Consider the following 17,710-nt stretch of genomic DNA (forward strand, 5'->3'; position numbering starts at 1 on the left):
GATCGCTTCCATCGCCACCTTCGCCTTGAACTCGGCGCTGTAGCGCTTTCTCGTCGTCTTCATTCCCGTCCATTCCTTCAGGTCGGGATGAGCTTATCACCCTGTCCGAATTGCCGACACCACCTCAATTGAAGCTCGTAGAGGACCGGGTTCGCCTGCTTCGACGGCTTGAGTTTCTTGGTGATCTGGTCGTCGAACTTGCTGAATCAATCTGCGAATTAGAACAGCCGGCGGCCGTCACCGCGCTAGTGGGAACCCCGGCGGCTGGCGTTGGTTCAAAGCTTCGGTTGCTGCGTGACCGTACTCTTGCGGAACTTAAGGAAGCCGCAGCTGATGACGCCCCTTTTTCCACCATGGCAAAGGCATGGCTGGACAAGTTTAAAGCTCATCTGGGTTGAGCGGCTATCTTGCAGTTCACTGCCGCGAGAAAGCCCCGCATCCGCGCTTTCTGATTGGTCTGACGGGCAATCCTGTCTCCAAATCGTCCGTCAAGGGTGAGAACATAGTCGCCGGATCGGAACCGGAGCTCGCCCGTCATATCCGCCAGCTTTTCGAAGATTGGACGAAAGCCATTACCATGACCGGTGTTTCTGGCGAAACGTGATACTCCCGCCTCCACCATTGCCTGGAGTGCTGCGCCATGATCGCTCAGCATTGCATGTTCGGGATTTTGGGTGAGGCTGTCCAAAACTCCTATCCCATCGTCAGTGATGACGAACTCAAACTCTCCCCTGCCGGCCGAGAATAACGCCGCGGCTGAACCCGGGTTCTGCGAGTGATCAATTACGTTGCCCACAAGCTCGCCCAACGCAGCCACGATCAAGCCAGCCTGCATTCCAAAGCCCGCATTTTTTGCCGCTTTGTGCGCATCGATCTTGAAACTTGAAAGCGCTTCTTCATTCTCGATCCCCGCGCCGGTTATGAACCCTTGCCGGGCATCCTGGGCCATCCAATATGTCGGCCTAGCAAGCAACGCATCTAGGAGCGGTTCGAGCGAGCCGTCGCTAAGCCAGCTTTCTTGCCGGATTTGGTGCAGTCTCTCAGCGGAGCCAAGATTTACGACTTCGACAAGCGGACCGATTGCTCGAGCGCGAAAGTATCGCCCGTCCATATTGGGGGACTGTCCGCGCTGCCAGGATCTGCCAAGTCCATCGACAACGCTGTAGTCGAAATGCGGGGTGAGAAGATCAGGCTGCAAGTTTGGCTTTCGGCATGTTGGACGCGAACCAGAGCTTGGACACGCGGATATTCTCCTCAAGCAGTTGGTCTACCGGCTGACCTGTAGTGGTGGGCCGCTCATCCCACCGGCGCTGGCCCTGCTCATCAAGGACGGCAACCTGGCGGTGCTGTGCCTTCTCGAAAGGAGAACTGTCGATGAAGCTCACGTCGAAATGCTCAGCAAGTAATCCGCTCACCAAGGATCCGCCGCGGAGCAACAGGCCCAGGCGACGTGATGATGCTCTCGACAATCCAGCTAGCCAGCTGGCATGTTGAACCATTCGATCGGGATTGCGGGTTCCGGTAGTGAATTCATAAGCGATGTGGGTGACTTCAGGGTGGCCTGCGATATAGTCACCCCACCGCTCGAAATCTGTTGCCGCCCGCCCGTTCACATGGAGCGCGGCAGGCTGCCCTTCTGACACGAGTTCGTGATAGGCGAGGACGATGCGGCGCATAGAGTGGAGATCATCCCAACGTGGACGATCCACTATCAGGCTAAAATTAGGGGTGGTAACCATCGCTATGCCGAGGCGTCGGAGGTTCCCGATCGCCTTGACCCGCCCCAGATGCTCCAGTTTCCACCACTTCTCTACCTCACGGTCTTGGGCAACGCCGGACAAAATGATCTTCGTTACCGGTGCCAGCTTGAAAGCCTCTCGGACCGATTGAAGATCTTCGAAGCGGCAATCGCCGTTACGGTCAAAAAATCGATACAATGGGATTGCGATTATCGCCGTATCAACCGTCTTCTCAAGCGCGCTTCCATGAAAGAACATGGGAACATATGGCGGAAGTTGGTCTATTGGCAGCAGCGGACCGCGAGCTGTGTCGAGAGCGAGTCCTTTTACCTCCCGGATACGATCTGCATAAATATGGGCGTCAGGGCAGACGATCTGGCAGGTGACGGGACTGCCGCAGCATTGATCCAGACAACTGAAGCTTCCCCCGTCTACTGTCTGCCCTCCGCAGATGCCTTTCTCAGGGCAGCCGATGCATCCCAACGACATGGGCGCGCCGGGTTTGCTCCAGAGACGTTTGAAAGCACGCTGTTCGCGGGACATGCACTTACCTTTTAATGGATGGTGACCTCGAAAATGCCGCTGATCGGATCGGAAGCGACGACACTTGCGCGCGCGATGTTACAACCCTGTTCGATCGAAAGGCGGAGATTTGGGGTGGGATTGGCAAGAAGGATAACGGGCGAGGTTCCGCGCCGTCCCACTAGCTGGCCGCTCTCCATGCGAACGGAGAAGGATTCGCCTACGGAAACCGTTGCACCGCCAATAGCTTCGGCCTCGTAGCGGCTGGGAGCGCTGTCAATCCCGCGTGCGAACAGATCCGGCGTATTAGCCGCAACTGCCGCATTATCCCAACACTTCTCAAAAGACCGCTTGGCCCTTGCTTTAAAGTCAGCTCCCACCTTCACCTCCCGCACGCGAATATAGGTTTGTAGGTTTTGGTCCGTCCCCGAGACTGCTCACTAATTAAACCCAGAGACGACAATGAGGAAAGTCGATTATTCCATGCAGTAACTTTGACGTCGCCTTTTTCTATTTCCATTAGACGAGTTGCTGTCGTTTCACCATGGCGGCTCACAAGGTCGAAGGTGAGCTGCTGCATGGGATCAAGCGTCCCGATCCGGCGACAGCGGATAAGCTCGCCATCCACATCGAGTACGCACAGCATTAGGACGTCGCCGCGTGGTTGCACAACTTCGACAAGATCATCGATTATATCCGTAACAGCGTTGGCGATTGCCGGATAATAGTTCGATTTGCGACTGCGCACGAACGTCCGGAATGCGATAACCGATTCCCGAAGGAAGCTTGCGGTTGCAATCTGGACGCCGCGGAAGTCGAGGAAAAGTGGCTCAGGCTGGGCAGGCTCCTCCGGCAGCGTCTCAACCAACTTGGCATAAAGCTGCCGGCCGCTTGGGGCACCCGAAAGAATCTCACTGCCAGCTAATTTCGCAACGTCCAGAATCACAACGACCTCAATCTCACTTTATGCACGTGAGATACATGATTCGCATGAGTGACGCAAGGCGTTGTCCGAAGGCAGATGGCGGGGACGTATTCAATTTCCGGTGCTGCCAGCCACGTGAGCCTTAAGCAGCCTTTGCAACAGGCCTAATGAGAGAGAGACTTACAGACCTGCCCGTCGCGATCGCTGGATTTTACCCACGGCTGCATTTAATTGACCCTCGTGGCGTCCGGCACGTCGTAAACGTTCTCCGAAAACGCCGATGACAGCCTGTGGTCGAGCAGTGCGGTAATGATGTCGGCGCAAGTTTCGGCGGTGGGCTGGATGAGCCCATTTGCATCGAACTCGAGATTGAGCTGGTACTGGGTATGGTGTTGCCGCAGCCGGTCCATGAAGGCTTGGTCCTGATAGTGTCCCTTTTGACGAATGGCGCAGACTCTCCGGAGCTGTATCTTGTTTGTTCCAACGAAGGCGACGAGTGGCGCAAGGTTGGTGAAAAGACCGGAAAAAAGCGGCTCGGCCTGAAGCTCGACGAAGTCATTCGCATGCGCTTGGCGATAGCTCACGATCGACTCAAACTTGGTCTTTTCTTTAATCAGGATCTGGTCGTCCAGGATGAAGAAGTCGACGTACTTGGAGAGGGAGAATTGCGGAGCGTCGTCCAGTTCGAGGCCCTCGTCGCGGAATAGCACGTCAATGAAGTTTCCGCGTCGGTTCGATCGCCAAGAAGTATCCGTCTTCCGCACGGCATGTAGGACGTTCGGTCCGCTCGTGAGCCTGATCACGTAAAAATCCGTGTTCTGCACGTGTCCAAGGTTTCGGACCTTGCGCTGCTGAAGCGCGTCGGCCGCCGCAGCCACGATTAGATCGGCATGGGTTTCGAGCGTGCCTATGTTGAGGACGCTCGCCTCATTGTTCTGGGCGAGAAGACCGTAGGGGTTTACCTCTTCAATGGCATCGCGGGCGTCGGCTACCGCCTCTTTGAGCGCCACCTCCAACTCGTCGGTGGTAGCGATCCAACGGCCGGTAAAAACAGGAGCGGTGCCGCCAGTTCCGCCTGACTTCCTGAAGAGCCAGACGGTTACCCCGGCATTCTCGATGTCGAAGTCTGCGAAGTTCTGGGGTATCGGCATTTTAGGCGGAATCCTCCGGCTTGATGATCAGAATTTCCTGCAGCGGATATTGCTTGTGAAGGCCTGGGACCAGGTGGCCATTGGAAAGTGCGCTCGTCTTGAAAACTTTCTGGCTTCCCGCGAAGTGGTAACTGATTGTGTACAGCCTCCACCCCATCGCGATGAGGACGGGATTAAAGATGATCTGCCCGGCCCGGTGCGTGATCCAGAACATCCAGGCAAGGAAGACAAGGAATCCGATGAACTTGCCCGTTTCTTGATAGTCGATGCTCATGAAGGAGACGACGTAGGGAAGCGTGTAATTCATGAGGTCCGTGGGGACGTATTCGGCCTCCGTCACCTCGACACTGATTGATGGACGGATGGCTCTCAAAGCAATGAGCGTCACGCCGAAGCATATGAGCGTTAGGGCGAACAATCCGATCGAGAAGATCGGGCTTCTTATTGGGAGTGTACAACCCACCTCATTGATCGACCAGCAAAACCTCTTACCAGGTGCCGAGAAATCGAAGTTTTGCGCAAGGAGGATGACACTTAATGGCAGGTATGAACCTATGAACACGATAACGGCTGTTAAAAAACGAAACTGCACCGTGCTTCTCGACTCACAAATCGCCAACCGAATTTTCAATTTGAACGAATTTCATTGCCAAATTGTACTGATACATAATGGCTGTGTGTCAATAGCTAAATGTAGACTTGATCCGAAATGGAACATGATTCATGTTTGCTGGACGTTCGGCAGATTTTACGGGAGGTGACGCTGGAGGCGAATATGCACAGCGCTCTGATTGCTCAGACGGCCAGACCACAAAGGGGCAACTTTATTGGGTAATGCTCAGATAGCAGTCGGTCCGCAACTGGCGATCAAGAATTAGCAGCTGAGCGGCTGGGAAGGGTCGACGATAGGCTATCCGCTTTCTACTGGTTCCAGCCATCCGCGATAATGGACTAGCCGCCCGATCAGAGGCAATGCAATCGGAACGTCGAACTGGAAACGTCCGTCTTCCGCCCATTCCCGGGCGGTCGAACGCGGAGCAAGCCATCCTGGCAAGGGCATGGGTCCGATCCACCATCGCTGCATGACCATGCTTAATCCCTGAGTGTCGCTGGGAAGATCGAAGGCGAAGCGGAACGGTCCGAACCGCTCTACAAGCCAGCGACCGCGTTGGCTGAGATGGCTCTGAAAGCGCCGCCCTCCAAAATCGCGCATCCAGCTTTCGCGGCCATCCACTTCACGGAAATGAACATGCAGGCAATGAGTACCGGGTTTGGGAAAGCCCGCGATCCGTGCAATCAATGCCGCCACCAGGTTCGCTGCACCGGTCACCTTGGCTTCTCCTGCTGCGCCGCCATCGCGGAACACATCATGAATAGCGCGCACCTCCGGTGGGAGCTGTCCGAAACGATCACCCATAATATGTTCATACAAGGTCGGCGGAGCAGGCAGTTCCGTCGTATCATGATGGATGGCCAGATTTCCGAAGGCATCGGCATAATCGATAAGCGTCAGCGCCTCTCCGGCATCGCGCGCGCCTGGGGCTTCCTGTCCTGACAGGATGCGCGCTACGATGGGCACCACGGACAAGGTCGGTATTTCCGGACCATCACCCCGGTCGGCGATCAGCGTCCATCGGCGCTCGACCTTTTGGCCAGCCACGTCACCGAACAGGCGCACGATCATGGCGGAGCGATCGCTGCCCAGCGAACGGGTCAGGAATTGGAGAGGGTGAAGGAAGCGTGCGAGCGGCGCGAGAGTGAGGACAAGCCGCCAACGCACCAACCAGCTGGCGAGCCAGAGCGCCCAATTCTGGAACCGGAGTTCTGTACCCGCCCGGAAGCTGACGGCCGGGCGTCCCGCCAACCTTTCGGGCAGAAGGGCGAGGTCGGGCACATCGACAAGGGCAACCTCGCGCCCTGTGATTGCTTCCGTCCCTGCGCACTGGAACATGGCGGAACGCATCTCCTGCCATCCGAAGGCCTTCGCCCAACGCTGACCGCGCCAGATGTGCACGGGCTGGCCGACCTGTCCCACTATGGCAGCAGATACCGCCGGGCCTGCCGTCGCCTTGTTGGATGCGCTGATCGCCATCTCGACCGCGCGCACCCTGTCCATGCCCCGCGCCAGATGCCGCACCGCCGCCCCCGATAGCGCTGGCACGCTGGAGGCACCGGAGAGGAGGATGACGCCTGCCGCTCTGGCATCGTCGTTCAGCGTCCGGATTCCGCACACAAAGTCGCGGCTGTCGGCGATATCGGCATAATGAATCCCCGCCGCGATGCAGGCTTTGGGAATGCTATGGTCCATCGCCTGAAACGGACCTGAGGCGTCCACCACCATGTCTGGCTCGTGCGCTTCCAGTGCGGCGGCGATTTCGGTGCGATCCAGCGCCAGCGGGATCAAGCCGAACGCGTCCCCGCAAAAGCCGCTGGCCTTATCGATGGACCGGCCAGCGATCAGCACCTCATGCCCTGCGGAGGCGAGACGGCGTGCGATGCGCCCACCAAAACCGCCATAGCCTCCAAGGAGTAATATCCGGCTCACAGGATGCGGCGGGCCTGTTCCGGCGTCGGTAGCCAGCAGGATGATCGCTTGCCGAACAACCGATAACGATGGCGGGCAATCCAGCGGTAGACGGGATCGCGCAGCCAGCGCGGCACGATGCGGAATGCCGCCAGCCAGTTCCAGGGACGGTCCAGCCCCGCCCATATGCGCAGCACAGCGTCGCTGTCCCGCAAGGCCCGACCATCTTCCACCACAATCAACGTTTCCGGATTAGTCGGATCGATCCCGAACCGGCGGTAGAGTGCGGCACCGACATCACCCTGCATGCCCGCCAGCCGAAAGCCGCCAGCGCTTTCGTGCCGCAGCACGAAGGCGGCGTTGGCGGAGCAGAGGACGCACATTGCGTCGAAGACGATGATCGGGCCGTCGCTGTCATTCGGCGTTTCTATCATGCCGCCTCCGCCATGGGCATGCCGACCGCCAGATCGCCATCCAGCCCCAGCCGCGGCAACGGATTCCCAACCAGCCCGCTGACCATCGCCGCCTGTATGGTGGTGGCGGGCCAAAGCTTGGACAGGGGTCCGACCAAGCGGTCGCGGATCAACGGCAGCAGACGGCTGTTCGACTGATAGACTGGTGTAAACAGCGCAGTGAGCCATTGATAGGTCAGCACATGGCGGCGGCGCAGTCTGATGGCATGCCGCACCCCTTCGTCGACACTATCCTCCGCCGCAAGAGCCTTGGCCAACGCCCACGCGTCTAGCAACGCCATGTTGGCGCCCTGTCCCAGCTGGGGGCTGGCGGAATGCCAGGCATCGCCGATATGGATCAGGGCCGGTTCCGCTGGAGCCGCAAGGGTTCGATGGGCGTAGCGGGCGAAGGTCAGTTGGTCTGGATCGTGGATCTGATCGAGCAGCTGCATGCAGTCGGGCCAGAGCGCGGCAACCTGCGCTTTCCACGGCGCCAGCCCGGCCTTGCGCCAGTCGTCCAGCCGATCTGCACGCAGCGACCAGAAGAAGGCAGCCTTGGGCATCGTTGCGCCGGGCGGAGTTCCGATGGGCAGGACTCCCGCCATGATGCTGGCGCGGTCGTAACGCTGCGCGAGCGCATGGGGATCAAATGCAGCGTCCTGCGGCCAGTCGAGGCTCGCCCACAGCGCGCCATACGCCAACTCCCGGCCGGTGGGCGGCGCCAGCGGTGTGCGCGTGCCCAGCGCATCGATTACAAGATCATAGGGATCGCTCGTCTCACCATCAGCAAAGCGCAGGGTACGTTTCGCCCCGACTGAGGCGCTGCCGGTCAGGGTCCGCCCGGTATGGACCATAATGCCTGATTGCAGGACGGCGTCGTGCAGAATCGCAAACAGGCTGGCGCGGTGGATTCCAATGCCGAACATACCCCGGTCGCGCAGGGCGGTATAATGAACGTCGAGCACCACCCGCTTGCCCGCCTTGCCGAACAATCGATCGACGCGCGCGCCCCGCGCCAGCGCCGCATCCAGCAATCCCAATTTGGAAAGAACCGCCATTCCTGTGGGCTGGAGCATCAAGCCGGACCCGATGGGTCGAGGCGTGTCGAAGCGTTCGAACAGCGTGACATGATGTCCGGTACGGTGAAGCAACAGCGCCGCTGCCAGTCCGCATGGCCCGCAGCCCGCGATCGCAATATCCAGCCCCCGCATAGCGGCTGTCTAGCTGAGGATACCGTCCTATCCAATAGGATTGCCGCAACCTTTTAAAATCGGCATCCTAACCCGATGCTGCACTGAAGTGTGTCATGAATGAAGTCTGCTTGTGGAGACGTCGATCGGGGCCGCAAATGGCGACAAAGGGTCGCCCTCATCCTGTCGACTAACAAATAGGACGAATGTCATCTGCTATCACCAAGATGCCCGAAACCAGGCGAGCGCCTTTTCCTGCTTGCGCTGGGCCACTTTAAATCCCTCCAGCGCTATGGGCGCCGCCTCTTCGGCGGCGTCCAGATATTTCGCCCACCACGCCATCATCTTGCGCCGATGCGATAGATAGCGCGCCGCATTATAGACGCCCCTGACGCCGCGCGGCATGTGCGCCAATTGCATCTCGATCCAGTCGGGCATGAAATGCCCCGACTCATTGAGCACAGTACTCGCCAACGACCGAAATCCATGAACCGTCGCCTTGCCGCGCAGGCCCATGCGATACATGACGTCGAGCATCCGGTTCTCGCTGATCGTGTCCGATCGGGAGCCAGCGACCGGGAAGAGATATTTACCCAGCCGCTCATTGCCCGCCTTGCCATAGGGGTTGATGTCCCTGATCCTGCGCAGCAGATCGATGGCCTGCGGCGGCAGCGGCACCAGATGCTCGGAACGCATCTTCATGCGCTCGGGCGGTATCCGCCAGAGCGGTTCGTCACTCCCCAGCCCTTCGAATTCGCTCCACTGGGCAAAGCGCGTCTCCTGGGAGCGCACCATGGTGAGGATCGTCCATCGCAACGCAAGATGGCTGAGTTCGGAACCCGCGTCCGCATTGAGGCGCGCATAAAATTCAGGGAGATCCTTGATTTCGATCTTGGCCCGGTGCCGAACCGGCGGCGGCTTGATCATGGCGGCCGACAGGTCGCGGCACGGATCGGTCTCGCACCGCCCGTCAGGAATGCCGTAACGGAATATCTCGCTGCAATGATTCTTGATGCGGTGCGCCATCTCATAGGAGCCCCGCGCCTCGATGACCCGCAAGGCTTCGAGCATCGTGCGCGGCAGGATGGAGCGGATCGGCTTGTCGCCGATGACCGGGAGAATGTCATTCTCCAGCCTTCCCTCGATGAGCCGGGCATAGCGCGGTGACCAGGCCGGACGCCGGGCCTCGATCCATTCGCGCGCGAGCATCTCAAAGGTCACCTTGTCGGCGACGGCCTGGAACTTGGCCTCTTTCTTCTGCGCGATGGGATCAGTACCCGCGGCCAGCAGGGCTTTCATCTCCTCGCGCCAGACCCGCGCGCGGTGCAGGCTGACGGCGGGATATTCGCCGCCGTCGATGGTCTTCTGCTTGCCATCGAAGCGATAGGCGAGACGCCAGCGCTTGCGCCCAAAGGGCACGACGAAGATATGAAGCCCGCCACCGTCGGATTTCTTGATCGGCTTATCCAGGGCAACGAGCGTGTTGAGCAATTGATCGGTCAGCATGAACGGAACTCCGGCTCAGCTGTTCCGGGTTCGATCCTGCGTGACCGCGTTTTCCGTCTTCGATTCCTGTTTTTACCAACAGGCTGACCAACAAATCGCATGAGACTGCCCGATCGGAATGGCTCCTGTGTGGGACAGAATATACGAAACAAGCCTCTGAAAACAGGCCATTTTTTTGGAACCCCTTGAGACCTTGTTGGTCATAATGGGCCAAAATCGTGGCTGGGGCGGCAGGATTCGAACCTGCGCATGGCGGTACCAAAAACCGCTGCCTTACCGCTTGGCTACGCCCCAGCATCGGCCGGACTATGCCGGCGCGGACCGCCATATAGCGCCTGCCGCGCGAAAGGAAAGCCTAGTCATTATTTTCCGGAACCGCCAATATGCACGCCGCCCTGTCCTCTCAGCCTGGAACCGACCGGCATGCCCGCTCCCCCTTCTTCCTCCCCCGCCCCGACGTCCCAGATCGCACCCGCTTCGCCGCTGTTCCTGCGCGAGGACGAGATCCGGCGCGGCATAGAGATGCTCTATTTCGGCTATTCCGCGCTGACCCGCTCGATCGACGAGGGGCTCGCCGCGCAGGGGCTGGGCCGGGCGCATCATCGCGCGCTCTATTTCATCTCGCGCCAGCCTGACCTCACCGTCAAGGACCTGCTGCGCCTGCTGGCGATCACCAAGCAATCGCTCGGCCGCGTGCTCAACGACCTGATCGAGCAGGGCTATATCGAAACCCGCCAGGGCGCGAATGACCGGCGGCAGAAATTGCTGCGGCTCAGCGCTGCCGGCATGGCGCTGGAGGCAGAGCTGTTCCGCGCTCTGCGGGAAAAGATGGCGGCGGCCTATGCCCAGGCGGGACAAGGCTCCGTCACCGGATTCTGGCGGGTGCTGGAGGGGCTGATCCCGGATCAGGACAGGTCCATGGTGTTCGGTTTGCGCGGCCGGTGAAGGATCGTTACGCAACCTTATCGCCGCCGGGGCGCTTATCAGGTCTTTGTTGAAGGCAAGATAAGGGTGAACCATGCGCACATCATTCCTGGCCGCCATGTCGGCGCTGACCGTCCTCGGCCTCTCGGCCTGCTCGGAAAAGGCGGCCGATAATCTGGAAAATGCCGGCTCCGCGATCGGCAATGACGTCAGCAACACGATGGACCAGGCCGGCGCCCGGATCGACCGGGGCCTTGACAGGGCGGACAATGCCATAAACGAAGGGTCCGATCGCGTCGGCGCGGCCATGGACAATGCGTCGCGCGACGCCGAACGCGAAGCGCGCGAAGCAAAGCGCGACGTCGGCGCCGCCATGGAACGCGCGGGCAACGACATGCGCAAGGACTGACGGCCGGGCAAGGCCCCGTGGGCAGAACAGGGCGCCACGGTCCTCCGTTTCGCAGGCGGCCCTTGACCTGAGCGCTCATCCGCAGCACCAGCGGCATCATGCATGGCGCCGCGACCGACCCCTCGCCTCCCCACCGGCTGATGATCGGGCGCCCGGAACTGGCGCTGATCGGCATCACGCTGCTGTGGGGCGGCACCTTCCTGATCGTGCATCAGGCCATGCGGCACAGCGGACCGCTGTTCTTCGTCGGGCTGCGCTTCGGCACCGCGGCGCTGATGGCCCTGCCCTTCGCCCTGCCCGTCCTGCGCGGCGTCACGCGGCGCGAATGGCTGGCCGGAACGATGATCGGCTCGGGCATTTTCTGCGGCTACACGCTCCAGACCTGGGGTTTGCAGACAATCCCCAGCAGCACTTCCGCCTTCATCACGGCGGCCTATGTGCCGCTGGTCCCGATATTGCAATGGGTCATCCTGCGCCGGCGGCCGCGCCTGGCAAGCTGGATCGGCGTCGCTCTGGCCTTTGTCGGGCTGCTGTTGATCGCTGCGCCGGCCGAAGGTCTGTCGCTCGGCCGGGGTGAGGCGCTGACGCTGGTCAGCACGCTCGCCATCGCGCTGGAGATCATCTTCATCAGCCTGTGGGCCGGCCGCGTCGACGTGGCGCGCGTCACCTTCATCCAATTGGCGGTGACCTCCCTGCTGGCCTTCGCCTGCATGGTGCCAGCGGGAGAGGCTGCTCCGCCCTTTTCCTGGATCGTCACGCTGTCGGCTTGCGGCCTGGGGCTGATGACGGCGCTGATCCAGCTCGTGATGAACTGGGCGCAATGCAGCGTGTCGGCGACGCGGGCGACGCTGATCTATGCCGGGGAGCCGGTCTGGGCCGGCCTCATCGGCTGGATCGCCGGCGAACGCCTGCCCGGCAGCGCCCTGCTGGGCGGCGTACTGGTGGTCGCGGCCGTGATCGTCAGTGAAATACGCTTCGGACGGCGTTAGCGGCGGAAAACTGGCGCGCGCTTTTCGAAGAAGGCCGCGAACGCCTCCTGCGCCTCGGCGGATTGAAGCGTCTCGCGGAAAAGACGCGCCTCTTCCTCGATCCGCTGGTTCAACGCCGTCAGGTCGCCCTTCATCAGCCGGCGCGTCGCGGCCAGCGCCTGGGGCGGCTTGGCCATCAGCATCGCCGCCTTCCGCCGGGCGTGGTCCAGCAGCACGTCGCCCGGCACGATCGCGGTGACAAGGCCCGCCTGATCGGCGGCCTGCGCGTCCAGTGGTTCCCCCAGCAGGAGCATGGCGGCCGCCTTGGCATAGCCCAGCGCTGCCGGCGCCAGCAGGCTCGACCCTGCCTCCGGCACGATCCCCAGATTGACGAAGGGCATGACGAAGCGCGCATCGGGCGCCGCATAGACCAGGTCGCAATGGAACAGCATGGTCGTCCCCACGCCCACGGCAAGCCCCTGGACCGCCGCGACGATCGGCTTTTCGAAATTGGCGATGGCGCGGATGAAGGCAAAGGCCGCCTCGCCGCCCTGCGGGCCGGCCATGAAATCCTTCAGGTCATTGCCCGCGCAGAAGGCGTCGCCCTTTCCCGCGAACAGCACGGCGCCGATTTCGGTCCGGGCGGCCGCGTCCGCCAACGCGGAGGTCATCGCGCGGTACATGTCTGCGGTCAGCGCATTCTTCTTGTCGGGTCGGTCGATATGGATCTCGATAATGCCCTGATTTTCCAGGATGCCTATCCCCTCGCTCACGACCGGAATCTCCTTGCTGTTCCTGCGCCCGTTTCCGCGCGCCCTGGTCCGCCGCGACTGTTGGCTGATCGGCGCAGGCGCGTCTATCCTTTTCCGATCATCCTGCCTAAAGGCGACCCAATGCAACGCCTGCGCGAGATTCTGGACCCTTTCCTGCTGCTGCTGATCGGTACGGTGGCGCTTGCATCGCTTCTGCCAGCGCGCGGAAGCGCCGCTGCTGTGGCCGGCGCCGCTGCGGACGCCGGCATCGTCCTGCTCTTCTTCCTGCACGGCGCAAAGCTGTCGCGCGACGCGATCTGGGACGGTACCCGGGCCTGGAAACTGCATCTGGCGACGCTGGGCACGACCTTCGCGGTCTTTCCCCTGATCGGGCTTGCGACCGGACAGGCGACGGCAATCCCACCTTCGATGCGTGCGGGCTTGCTGTTCCTGACGTTGCTGCCCTCGACCGTCCAATCCTCGATCGCCTTCACCGCCATTGCGCGGGGCAATGTCGCAGCGGCGGTGGTCAGCGCATCCTTCTCCAACCTGCTGGGTATCGTGCTGACGCCCGCGCTCGTCGCGCTGACGATGGAAGAAAGCGGGACCGGCAACCTGATCTCGCTCTCCTCGATCGAGGATATCCTGCTGCAACTGCTGCTGCCCTTCATCGTCGGGCACCTTTCGCGACCATGGATCGGCGGCTTCATCAGCCGGCACAGGGCAATGATGGGTCGGGTGGATCGCGGGTCGATCCTGCTGGTGGTCTATGCCGCCTTCAGCGCGGCGGTGGTGGAAGGATTGTGGCAGAAGGTGTCGCGCGGCGAATTGCTGTTGCTGGCGGCGATCTGCATCGCCATGCTGGCCACCGTCCTGCTCTTCACTCATTTGCTGGGGCGGCTGCTCGGCCTGTCGCGGGAGGATGCGATCGTGCTGCAATTCTGCGGATCTAAGAAAAGCCTGGCGACGGGCGTCCCCATTGCCGGTGTGCTGTTCCCCGCCAACGCGGTGGGACCGATCCTGCTGCCGCTCATGCTCTTCCATCAGATCCAGCTGATGGCCTGTGCGGTGCTGGCGCGCCGCTACGGCGCGGCGGCAGACGCCAGGGCGCATCTGGCTGCGGCGACGTGACGCGATGGACCAGCCGATCCTGACGCCCATCACCATGAATGCCTTTCTCGGTCAGATCGACGCGCTGGTCCGGGCCATGACAGCGTCGCAATGGCGACCCGATTATCTGGTGGGCATGGGCCGTGGCGGCCTCGTTCCCGCCACCTATCTCAGCCATGCCACTGGAATCGCCATGCTGTCCGTCGATCTCTCGGCCAAGCTGCCCGACTTCGGCGATGCGCTGCTCGCCAGACTGGCGGAGCGCGCCGCAGCCGGCGAAAGGCTGCTGTTCGTCGACGACATCAACGACAGCGGACGGACGATCAACGCCGTACGCCATGCCCTGGCCACCGCTCCGGCGGGATCAGCGCGCTTTGCCGTCCTGATGGACAATATCCGGTCCGCGGCGAGCGTGGACTATTGCGCGGACAGGATCGACCGCAGCGTCACGAAGGACTGGTTCGTATTCCCGTGGGAAGCCGTGGCCAACCGCGACAGCATATTGGCCGACTGGAGCGACGTGCCGGAAAGGACCGCATAGGACGCGTCCTCCCGCCATTGCCGTGGGCAGGCGATTATTGTACATGTGTAAAACGTGTCAGCTTGGGTGGGGCTAAGATAGTGAAATATGGCATGCTGGAGGCGTGTTCCGACGCGGCATGGGCGCTGCATGCCATCCATTCCCGATGCGCGGAACGGACCCGTCGGCATTTCTTCTCCCGCATACCTTATGCGGGGGATGAGCGGTGGCCGCTTTCGCCCTATGCCGGGCCGTGGCTCACTTTCGACAAATATCCCGCGCAGCCAGGCGTGACGCGGCTGCAGCGCGCAGCGGCCGCGGGATGAAGCCGGCATGACCAGGGCCTATGACGCGGTCATCATCGGCGGCGGCCATAACGGCCTGGTCTGCGCCTTCTATCTGGCGCGCGCCGGGTACCGGGTGCGGATAGTCGAACGGCGCGCCATTGTCGGCGGCGCCGCCGTGACGGAGGAATTCCACCCCGGCTTCCGCAATTCCGTGGCCAGCTACACGGTCAGCCTGCTCCACCCCCAGGTCATCCGCGACATGGCGCTGGCCGAACATGGCTATCGCGTGCTCGAACGGCCGATCAGCAACTTCTTCCCCCAGCCGGACGGCCGCTATCTGAAGCTGGGCGGCGGGCTGGAACGGACGCAGGCGGAGTTCGCGAAGTTCAGCAGCAGGGATGCAGCCACCCTCCCCGCTTATTATGACGCGCTGGAGGTCGTCGCCGACCTGTTGCGCGACATGACGCTGCGCACACCTCCCAATGCAGGCGACGGGCTGGCGATGATCGCCGCCGCGCTCCGGCAGGGCCGGCGGATCGGCGGGCTGACGCTGGAACAGCAGCGGGACGTGCTCGAACTGTTCACCCGCTCGGCGCGCGGCTTCCTCGACGGCTGGTTCGAGAGCGAGGCGGTGAAGGCCGCCTTCGGCTTCGACGCTGTGGTGGGCAACTACGCCTCGCCCGATGCGCCGGGCAGCGCCTATGTGCTGCTGCACCATGTCTTCGGGGAGGTGAACGGGAAGAAGGGCGCCTGGGGCCACAGCGTCGGCGGCATGGGCACGATCACCCGCATCATGGCCCAGGTCGTGCGCAACCTGGGGGTGGAAATCAGCCTGGAGGCGCCGGTCGCGTCCGTGCTGGTCGACGGCGCGCGCGCCGTGGGCGTGCGGCTGGAAAGCGGCGAGGAAGTGATGGGCCGGGCGATCATCGCCAATGTCGGCCCCAAACTGCTCTATGAGCGGCTGATGGACCCGGCCGACCTGCCGCAGGATTTCCTGAAGCGTATCCGCGGGTTCAAGGCGGCATCGGGCACCTTCCGCATGAATGTCGCGCTGTCGTCCCTGCCCGACTTCACCTGCCTGCCCGGCGTGGGCGAACATCACCAGTCGGGCATCACCATCGCGCCGACGCTCGACTATATGGACCGCGCCTATATGGACGCGAAGCGCGAGGGCTGGTCGCGCCAGCCGATCGTCGAGATGCTGATCCCCTCGACCGTGGACGAAAGCCTCGCCCCGCCCGGATGCCATGTGGCCAGCCTCTTCTGCCAGCAATTCGCGCCGGTCCTTCCCGACGGCCGCAGCTGGGATGAGGAGCGAGAGGCGGCAGCGGATCACATCATCGCGACGGTCGACGCGCATGCGCCCGGCTTCGCCCGATCGGTGATCGCGCGGGACATCCTCTCCCCGCTCGACCTGGAACGGAAATTCGGTCTGGTCGGCGGCGACATCATGCATGGCAACATGACCCTGGACCAGCTCTGGGCGGCTCGCCCGGTCCTGGGCCACGGCGCCTATCGCGGACCATTGAAGGGCCTCTACATGTGCGGCGCGGGCACGCATCCGGGCGGCGGGGTGACCGGCGCGCCGGGGCATAATGCCGCACGGGAGGTCTTGAAGGACGGCACGCTGCTCGGCCGCTGGCTCGGCCGGGGCTGACCGCGCGGGGGAAGGAAAGGGGGAGCATACTTGCCCTGTCCCCCACCCTCGCCTAAAGGGTGGGCTCATGCCCGACATCACCGTTTCCTCCGCCCCGCCCGACCTGACCGGCCGGGCGTTGTTTCCGCATCGGCACCTGCTGTCCATCGCCGACCTCAAGCCCTGGGAAATCCGTTTCCTGCTAGACGAGGCGGAACATTGGGCAAGGAGCAACCGGGGCGGCGCGCGCAAGCATGACGACCGGCTGGCGGGCATGACCCAGATCAACGCCTTTTTCGAAAACAGCACGCGCACCCTGCTGTCCTTCGAAATCGCGGGCAAGCGGCTGGGCGCGGACGTCGTCAACATGCACGCCGGCCAGTCCAGCGTGAAGAAGGGCGAAACGCTGATCGACACCGCCATGACGCTGAACGCCATGGCCGCCGACGTGATCGTCATCCGCCACGCCAGTTCGGGCGCGGTCGCGCTGATCGCGGACAAGGTCGACTGCCCGGTGCTGAACGCAGGCGACGGCTGGCACCAGCACCCGACCCAGGCGCTGCTCGACGCCCTCACCATCCGCCGGCGCAAGGGCGGGTTCGAGGGGCTGGTCGTCGCGATTTGCGGCGATGTCCTGCACAGCCGGGTGGCGCGCTCGAACATGCTCTGCCTCGCCGCGCTCGGCGCGCAGGTCCGCGCGGTCGCCCCGCCGACGCTGATGCCGCCAGAGGTCGAGATGCTGGGCGCCACGCCCTGCCATCGCATGGACGAAGGGCTGGACGGCGCGGACGTCGTCATGATGCTGCGGCTCCAGAATGAGCGGATGGACGGCGCCTTCATTCCCTCCGCCCGCGAATATCACATGCTCTACGGGCTGACGCTGGAACGGCTGGCGATCGCCCGGCCCGACGCGCTGGTCATGCATCCCGGCCCGATGAACCGGGGCGTGGAGATCGCCAGCGTCGTCGCCGACCACCCGGAACGCTCCGCGATCACGGAGCAGGTGGAGATGGGCGTCGCCATCCGCATGGCCTGCCTGGACGTGCTGACCCGTGGCGCGCGCGGCGTGGAGGGCTGGGCATGAAAACCCCTGTC

General features: G+C 62.3%; 20 protein-coding genes and 1 tRNA gene. 9 read left to right on the top strand and 12 right to left on the bottom strand.

Annotation, left to right across the window (positions count from 1 at the left end; all coding sequences use genetic code 11):
* Nucleotides 1–128: 128 nt before the first annotated feature.
* Nucleotides 129–398, top strand: a complete 270-nt coding sequence (locus MRBLSP13_RS05905; protein ID WP_363753355.1) for a hypothetical protein — start codon at nt 129–131, stop codon at nt 396–398.
* Here MRBLSP13_RS05905 and MRBLSP13_RS05910 read toward each other — a convergent pair.
* The 11 genes from MRBLSP13_RS05910 to MRBLSP13_RS05960 form a co-directional block, all read right to left on the bottom strand.
* Entirely contained in the window at nt 386–949 is a 564-nt protein-coding gene (locus MRBLSP13_RS05910) for a hypothetical protein (protein WP_363753358.1), read from the bottom strand. The two genes, MRBLSP13_RS05905 and MRBLSP13_RS05910, sit on opposite strands and share 13 nt — an antisense overlap.
* Before the next feature lie 238 nt (nt 950–1,187).
* Nucleotides 1,188–2,282: a hypothetical protein gene (locus tag MRBLSP13_RS05915; protein WP_363753361.1), complete on the bottom strand. Its 1,095-nt coding sequence runs from the start codon at nt 2,280–2,282 to the stop codon at nt 1,188–1,190.
* An 11-nt stretch (nt 2,283–2,293) separates the two neighbouring features.
* Nucleotides 2,294–2,641: a hypothetical protein gene (locus MRBLSP13_RS05920; RefSeq protein ID WP_363753364.1), complete on the bottom strand. Its 348-nt coding sequence runs from the start codon at nt 2,639–2,641 to the stop codon at nt 2,294–2,296.
* A gap of 2 nt (nt 2,642–2,643) precedes the next feature.
* Complete coding sequence (locus MRBLSP13_RS05925) at nt 2,644–3,207, bottom strand: hypothetical protein (RefSeq protein WP_363753367.1); 564 nt, start codon at nt 3,205–3,207, stop codon at nt 2,644–2,646.
* Nucleotides 3,208–3,413: 206 nt separating this feature from the next.
* Entirely contained in the window at nt 3,414–4,337 is a 924-nt protein-coding gene (locus MRBLSP13_RS05930; RefSeq protein ID WP_363753370.1) for a Kiwa anti-phage protein KwaB-like domain-containing protein, read from the bottom strand.
* A gap of 1 nt (nt 4,338) precedes the next feature.
* Nucleotides 4,339–4,611: a hypothetical protein gene (locus MRBLSP13_RS05935; protein ID WP_363753373.1), complete on the bottom strand. Its 273-nt coding sequence runs from the start codon at nt 4,609–4,611 to the stop codon at nt 4,339–4,341.
* A 636-nt stretch (nt 4,612–5,247) separates the two neighbouring features.
* Entirely contained in the window at nt 5,248–6,882 is a 1,635-nt protein-coding gene (locus tag MRBLSP13_RS05940; protein ID WP_363753376.1) for a precorrin-6A/cobalt-precorrin-6A reductase, read from the bottom strand.
* Nucleotides 6,879–7,295: a thiol-disulfide oxidoreductase DCC family protein gene (locus tag MRBLSP13_RS05945; protein ID WP_363753379.1), complete on the bottom strand. Its 417-nt coding sequence runs from the start codon at nt 7,293–7,295 to the stop codon at nt 6,879–6,881. Before MRBLSP13_RS05945 ends, MRBLSP13_RS05940 begins: the two co-directional genes overlap by 4 nt.
* The gene (locus tag MRBLSP13_RS05950; RefSeq protein ID WP_363753382.1) at nt 7,292–8,524 is read right to left on the bottom strand and encodes an FAD-dependent oxidoreductase; all 1,233 of its coding nucleotides are present in this window, start codon (nt 8,522–8,524) and stop codon (nt 7,292–7,294) included. The genes MRBLSP13_RS05945 and MRBLSP13_RS05950 overlap by 4 nt, the downstream gene beginning before the upstream one ends.
* 198 nt (nt 8,525–8,722) lie before the next feature.
* Entirely contained in the window at nt 8,723–10,009 is a 1,287-nt protein-coding gene (locus MRBLSP13_RS05955; RefSeq protein ID WP_363753385.1) for a tyrosine-type recombinase/integrase, read from the bottom strand.
* 219 nt (nt 10,010–10,228) lie between these two features.
* A tRNA-Gln gene (locus tag MRBLSP13_RS05960) sits at nt 10,229–10,303 on the bottom strand.
* A 129-nt stretch (nt 10,304–10,432) separates the two neighbouring features.
* Between MRBLSP13_RS05960 and MRBLSP13_RS05965 the strand changes: the two genes are divergently transcribed.
* The 3 genes from MRBLSP13_RS05965 (at nt 10,433) to MRBLSP13_RS05975 (ending at nt 12,331) form a co-directional block, all read left to right on the top strand.
* Nucleotides 10,433–10,954: a MarR family winged helix-turn-helix transcriptional regulator gene (locus MRBLSP13_RS05965; protein ID WP_133654621.1), complete on the top strand. Its 522-nt coding sequence runs from the start codon at nt 10,433–10,435 to the stop codon at nt 10,952–10,954.
* A gap of 73 nt (nt 10,955–11,027) precedes the next feature.
* Nucleotides 11,028–11,342, top strand: a complete 315-nt coding sequence (locus MRBLSP13_RS05970) for a hypothetical protein (protein WP_133654620.1) — start codon at nt 11,028–11,030, stop codon at nt 11,340–11,342.
* A 95-nt stretch (nt 11,343–11,437) separates the two neighbouring features.
* On the top strand, nt 11,438–12,331 hold the full coding sequence (locus tag MRBLSP13_RS05975; RefSeq protein ID WP_363753437.1) for a DMT family transporter: 894 nt from the start codon (nt 11,438–11,440) through the stop codon (nt 12,329–12,331).
* Here the strand turns inward: MRBLSP13_RS05975 and MRBLSP13_RS05980 are convergent.
* Nucleotides 12,328–13,083, bottom strand: coding sequence for an enoyl-CoA hydratase-related protein (locus tag MRBLSP13_RS05980; RefSeq protein ID WP_363753388.1), 756 nt, complete (start codon nt 13,081–13,083; stop codon nt 12,328–12,330). The two genes, MRBLSP13_RS05975 and MRBLSP13_RS05980, sit on opposite strands and share 4 nt — an antisense overlap.
* A 120-nt stretch (nt 13,084–13,203) precedes the next feature.
* Between MRBLSP13_RS05980 and MRBLSP13_RS05985 the strand changes: the two genes are divergently transcribed.
* The 5 genes from MRBLSP13_RS05985 (at nt 13,204) to MRBLSP13_RS06005 (ending at nt 17,699) form a co-directional block, all read left to right on the top strand.
* Nucleotides 13,204–14,193 carry a bile acid:sodium symporter family protein gene (locus tag MRBLSP13_RS05985; RefSeq protein ID WP_363735449.1) on the top strand — a complete coding sequence of 330 codons (990 nt, stop codon included), beginning with the start codon at nt 13,204–13,206 and terminating at the stop codon, nt 14,191–14,193.
* Nucleotides 14,194–14,197: 4 nt separating this feature from the next.
* Complete coding sequence (locus MRBLSP13_RS05990; RefSeq protein ID WP_133654616.1) at nt 14,198–14,713, top strand: phosphoribosyltransferase; 516 nt, start codon at nt 14,198–14,200, stop codon at nt 14,711–14,713.
* Between the two features lie 80 nt (nt 14,714–14,793).
* The gene (locus MRBLSP13_RS05995; protein WP_133654615.1) at nt 14,794–15,018 is read left to right on the top strand and encodes a hypothetical protein; all 225 of its coding nucleotides are present in this window, start codon (nt 14,794–14,796) and stop codon (nt 15,016–15,018) included.
* Between the two features lie 7 nt (nt 15,019–15,025).
* Entirely contained in the window at nt 15,026–16,636 is a 1,611-nt protein-coding gene (locus MRBLSP13_RS06000; RefSeq protein WP_363753391.1) for a phytoene desaturase family protein, read from the top strand.
* A gap of 67 nt (nt 16,637–16,703) precedes the next feature.
* Nucleotides 16,704–17,699 carry an aspartate carbamoyltransferase catalytic subunit gene (locus tag MRBLSP13_RS06005; RefSeq protein WP_363753393.1) on the top strand — a complete coding sequence of 332 codons (996 nt, stop codon included), beginning with the start codon at nt 16,704–16,706 and terminating at the stop codon, nt 17,697–17,699.
* The last annotated feature ends 11 nt before the right edge of the window (nt 17,700–17,710 follow it).

This window comes from Sphingobium sp. LSP13-1-1.1 (assembly GCF_040676415.1).
Lineage (GTDB): Bacteria > Pseudomonadota > Alphaproteobacteria > Sphingomonadales > Sphingomonadaceae > Sphingobium.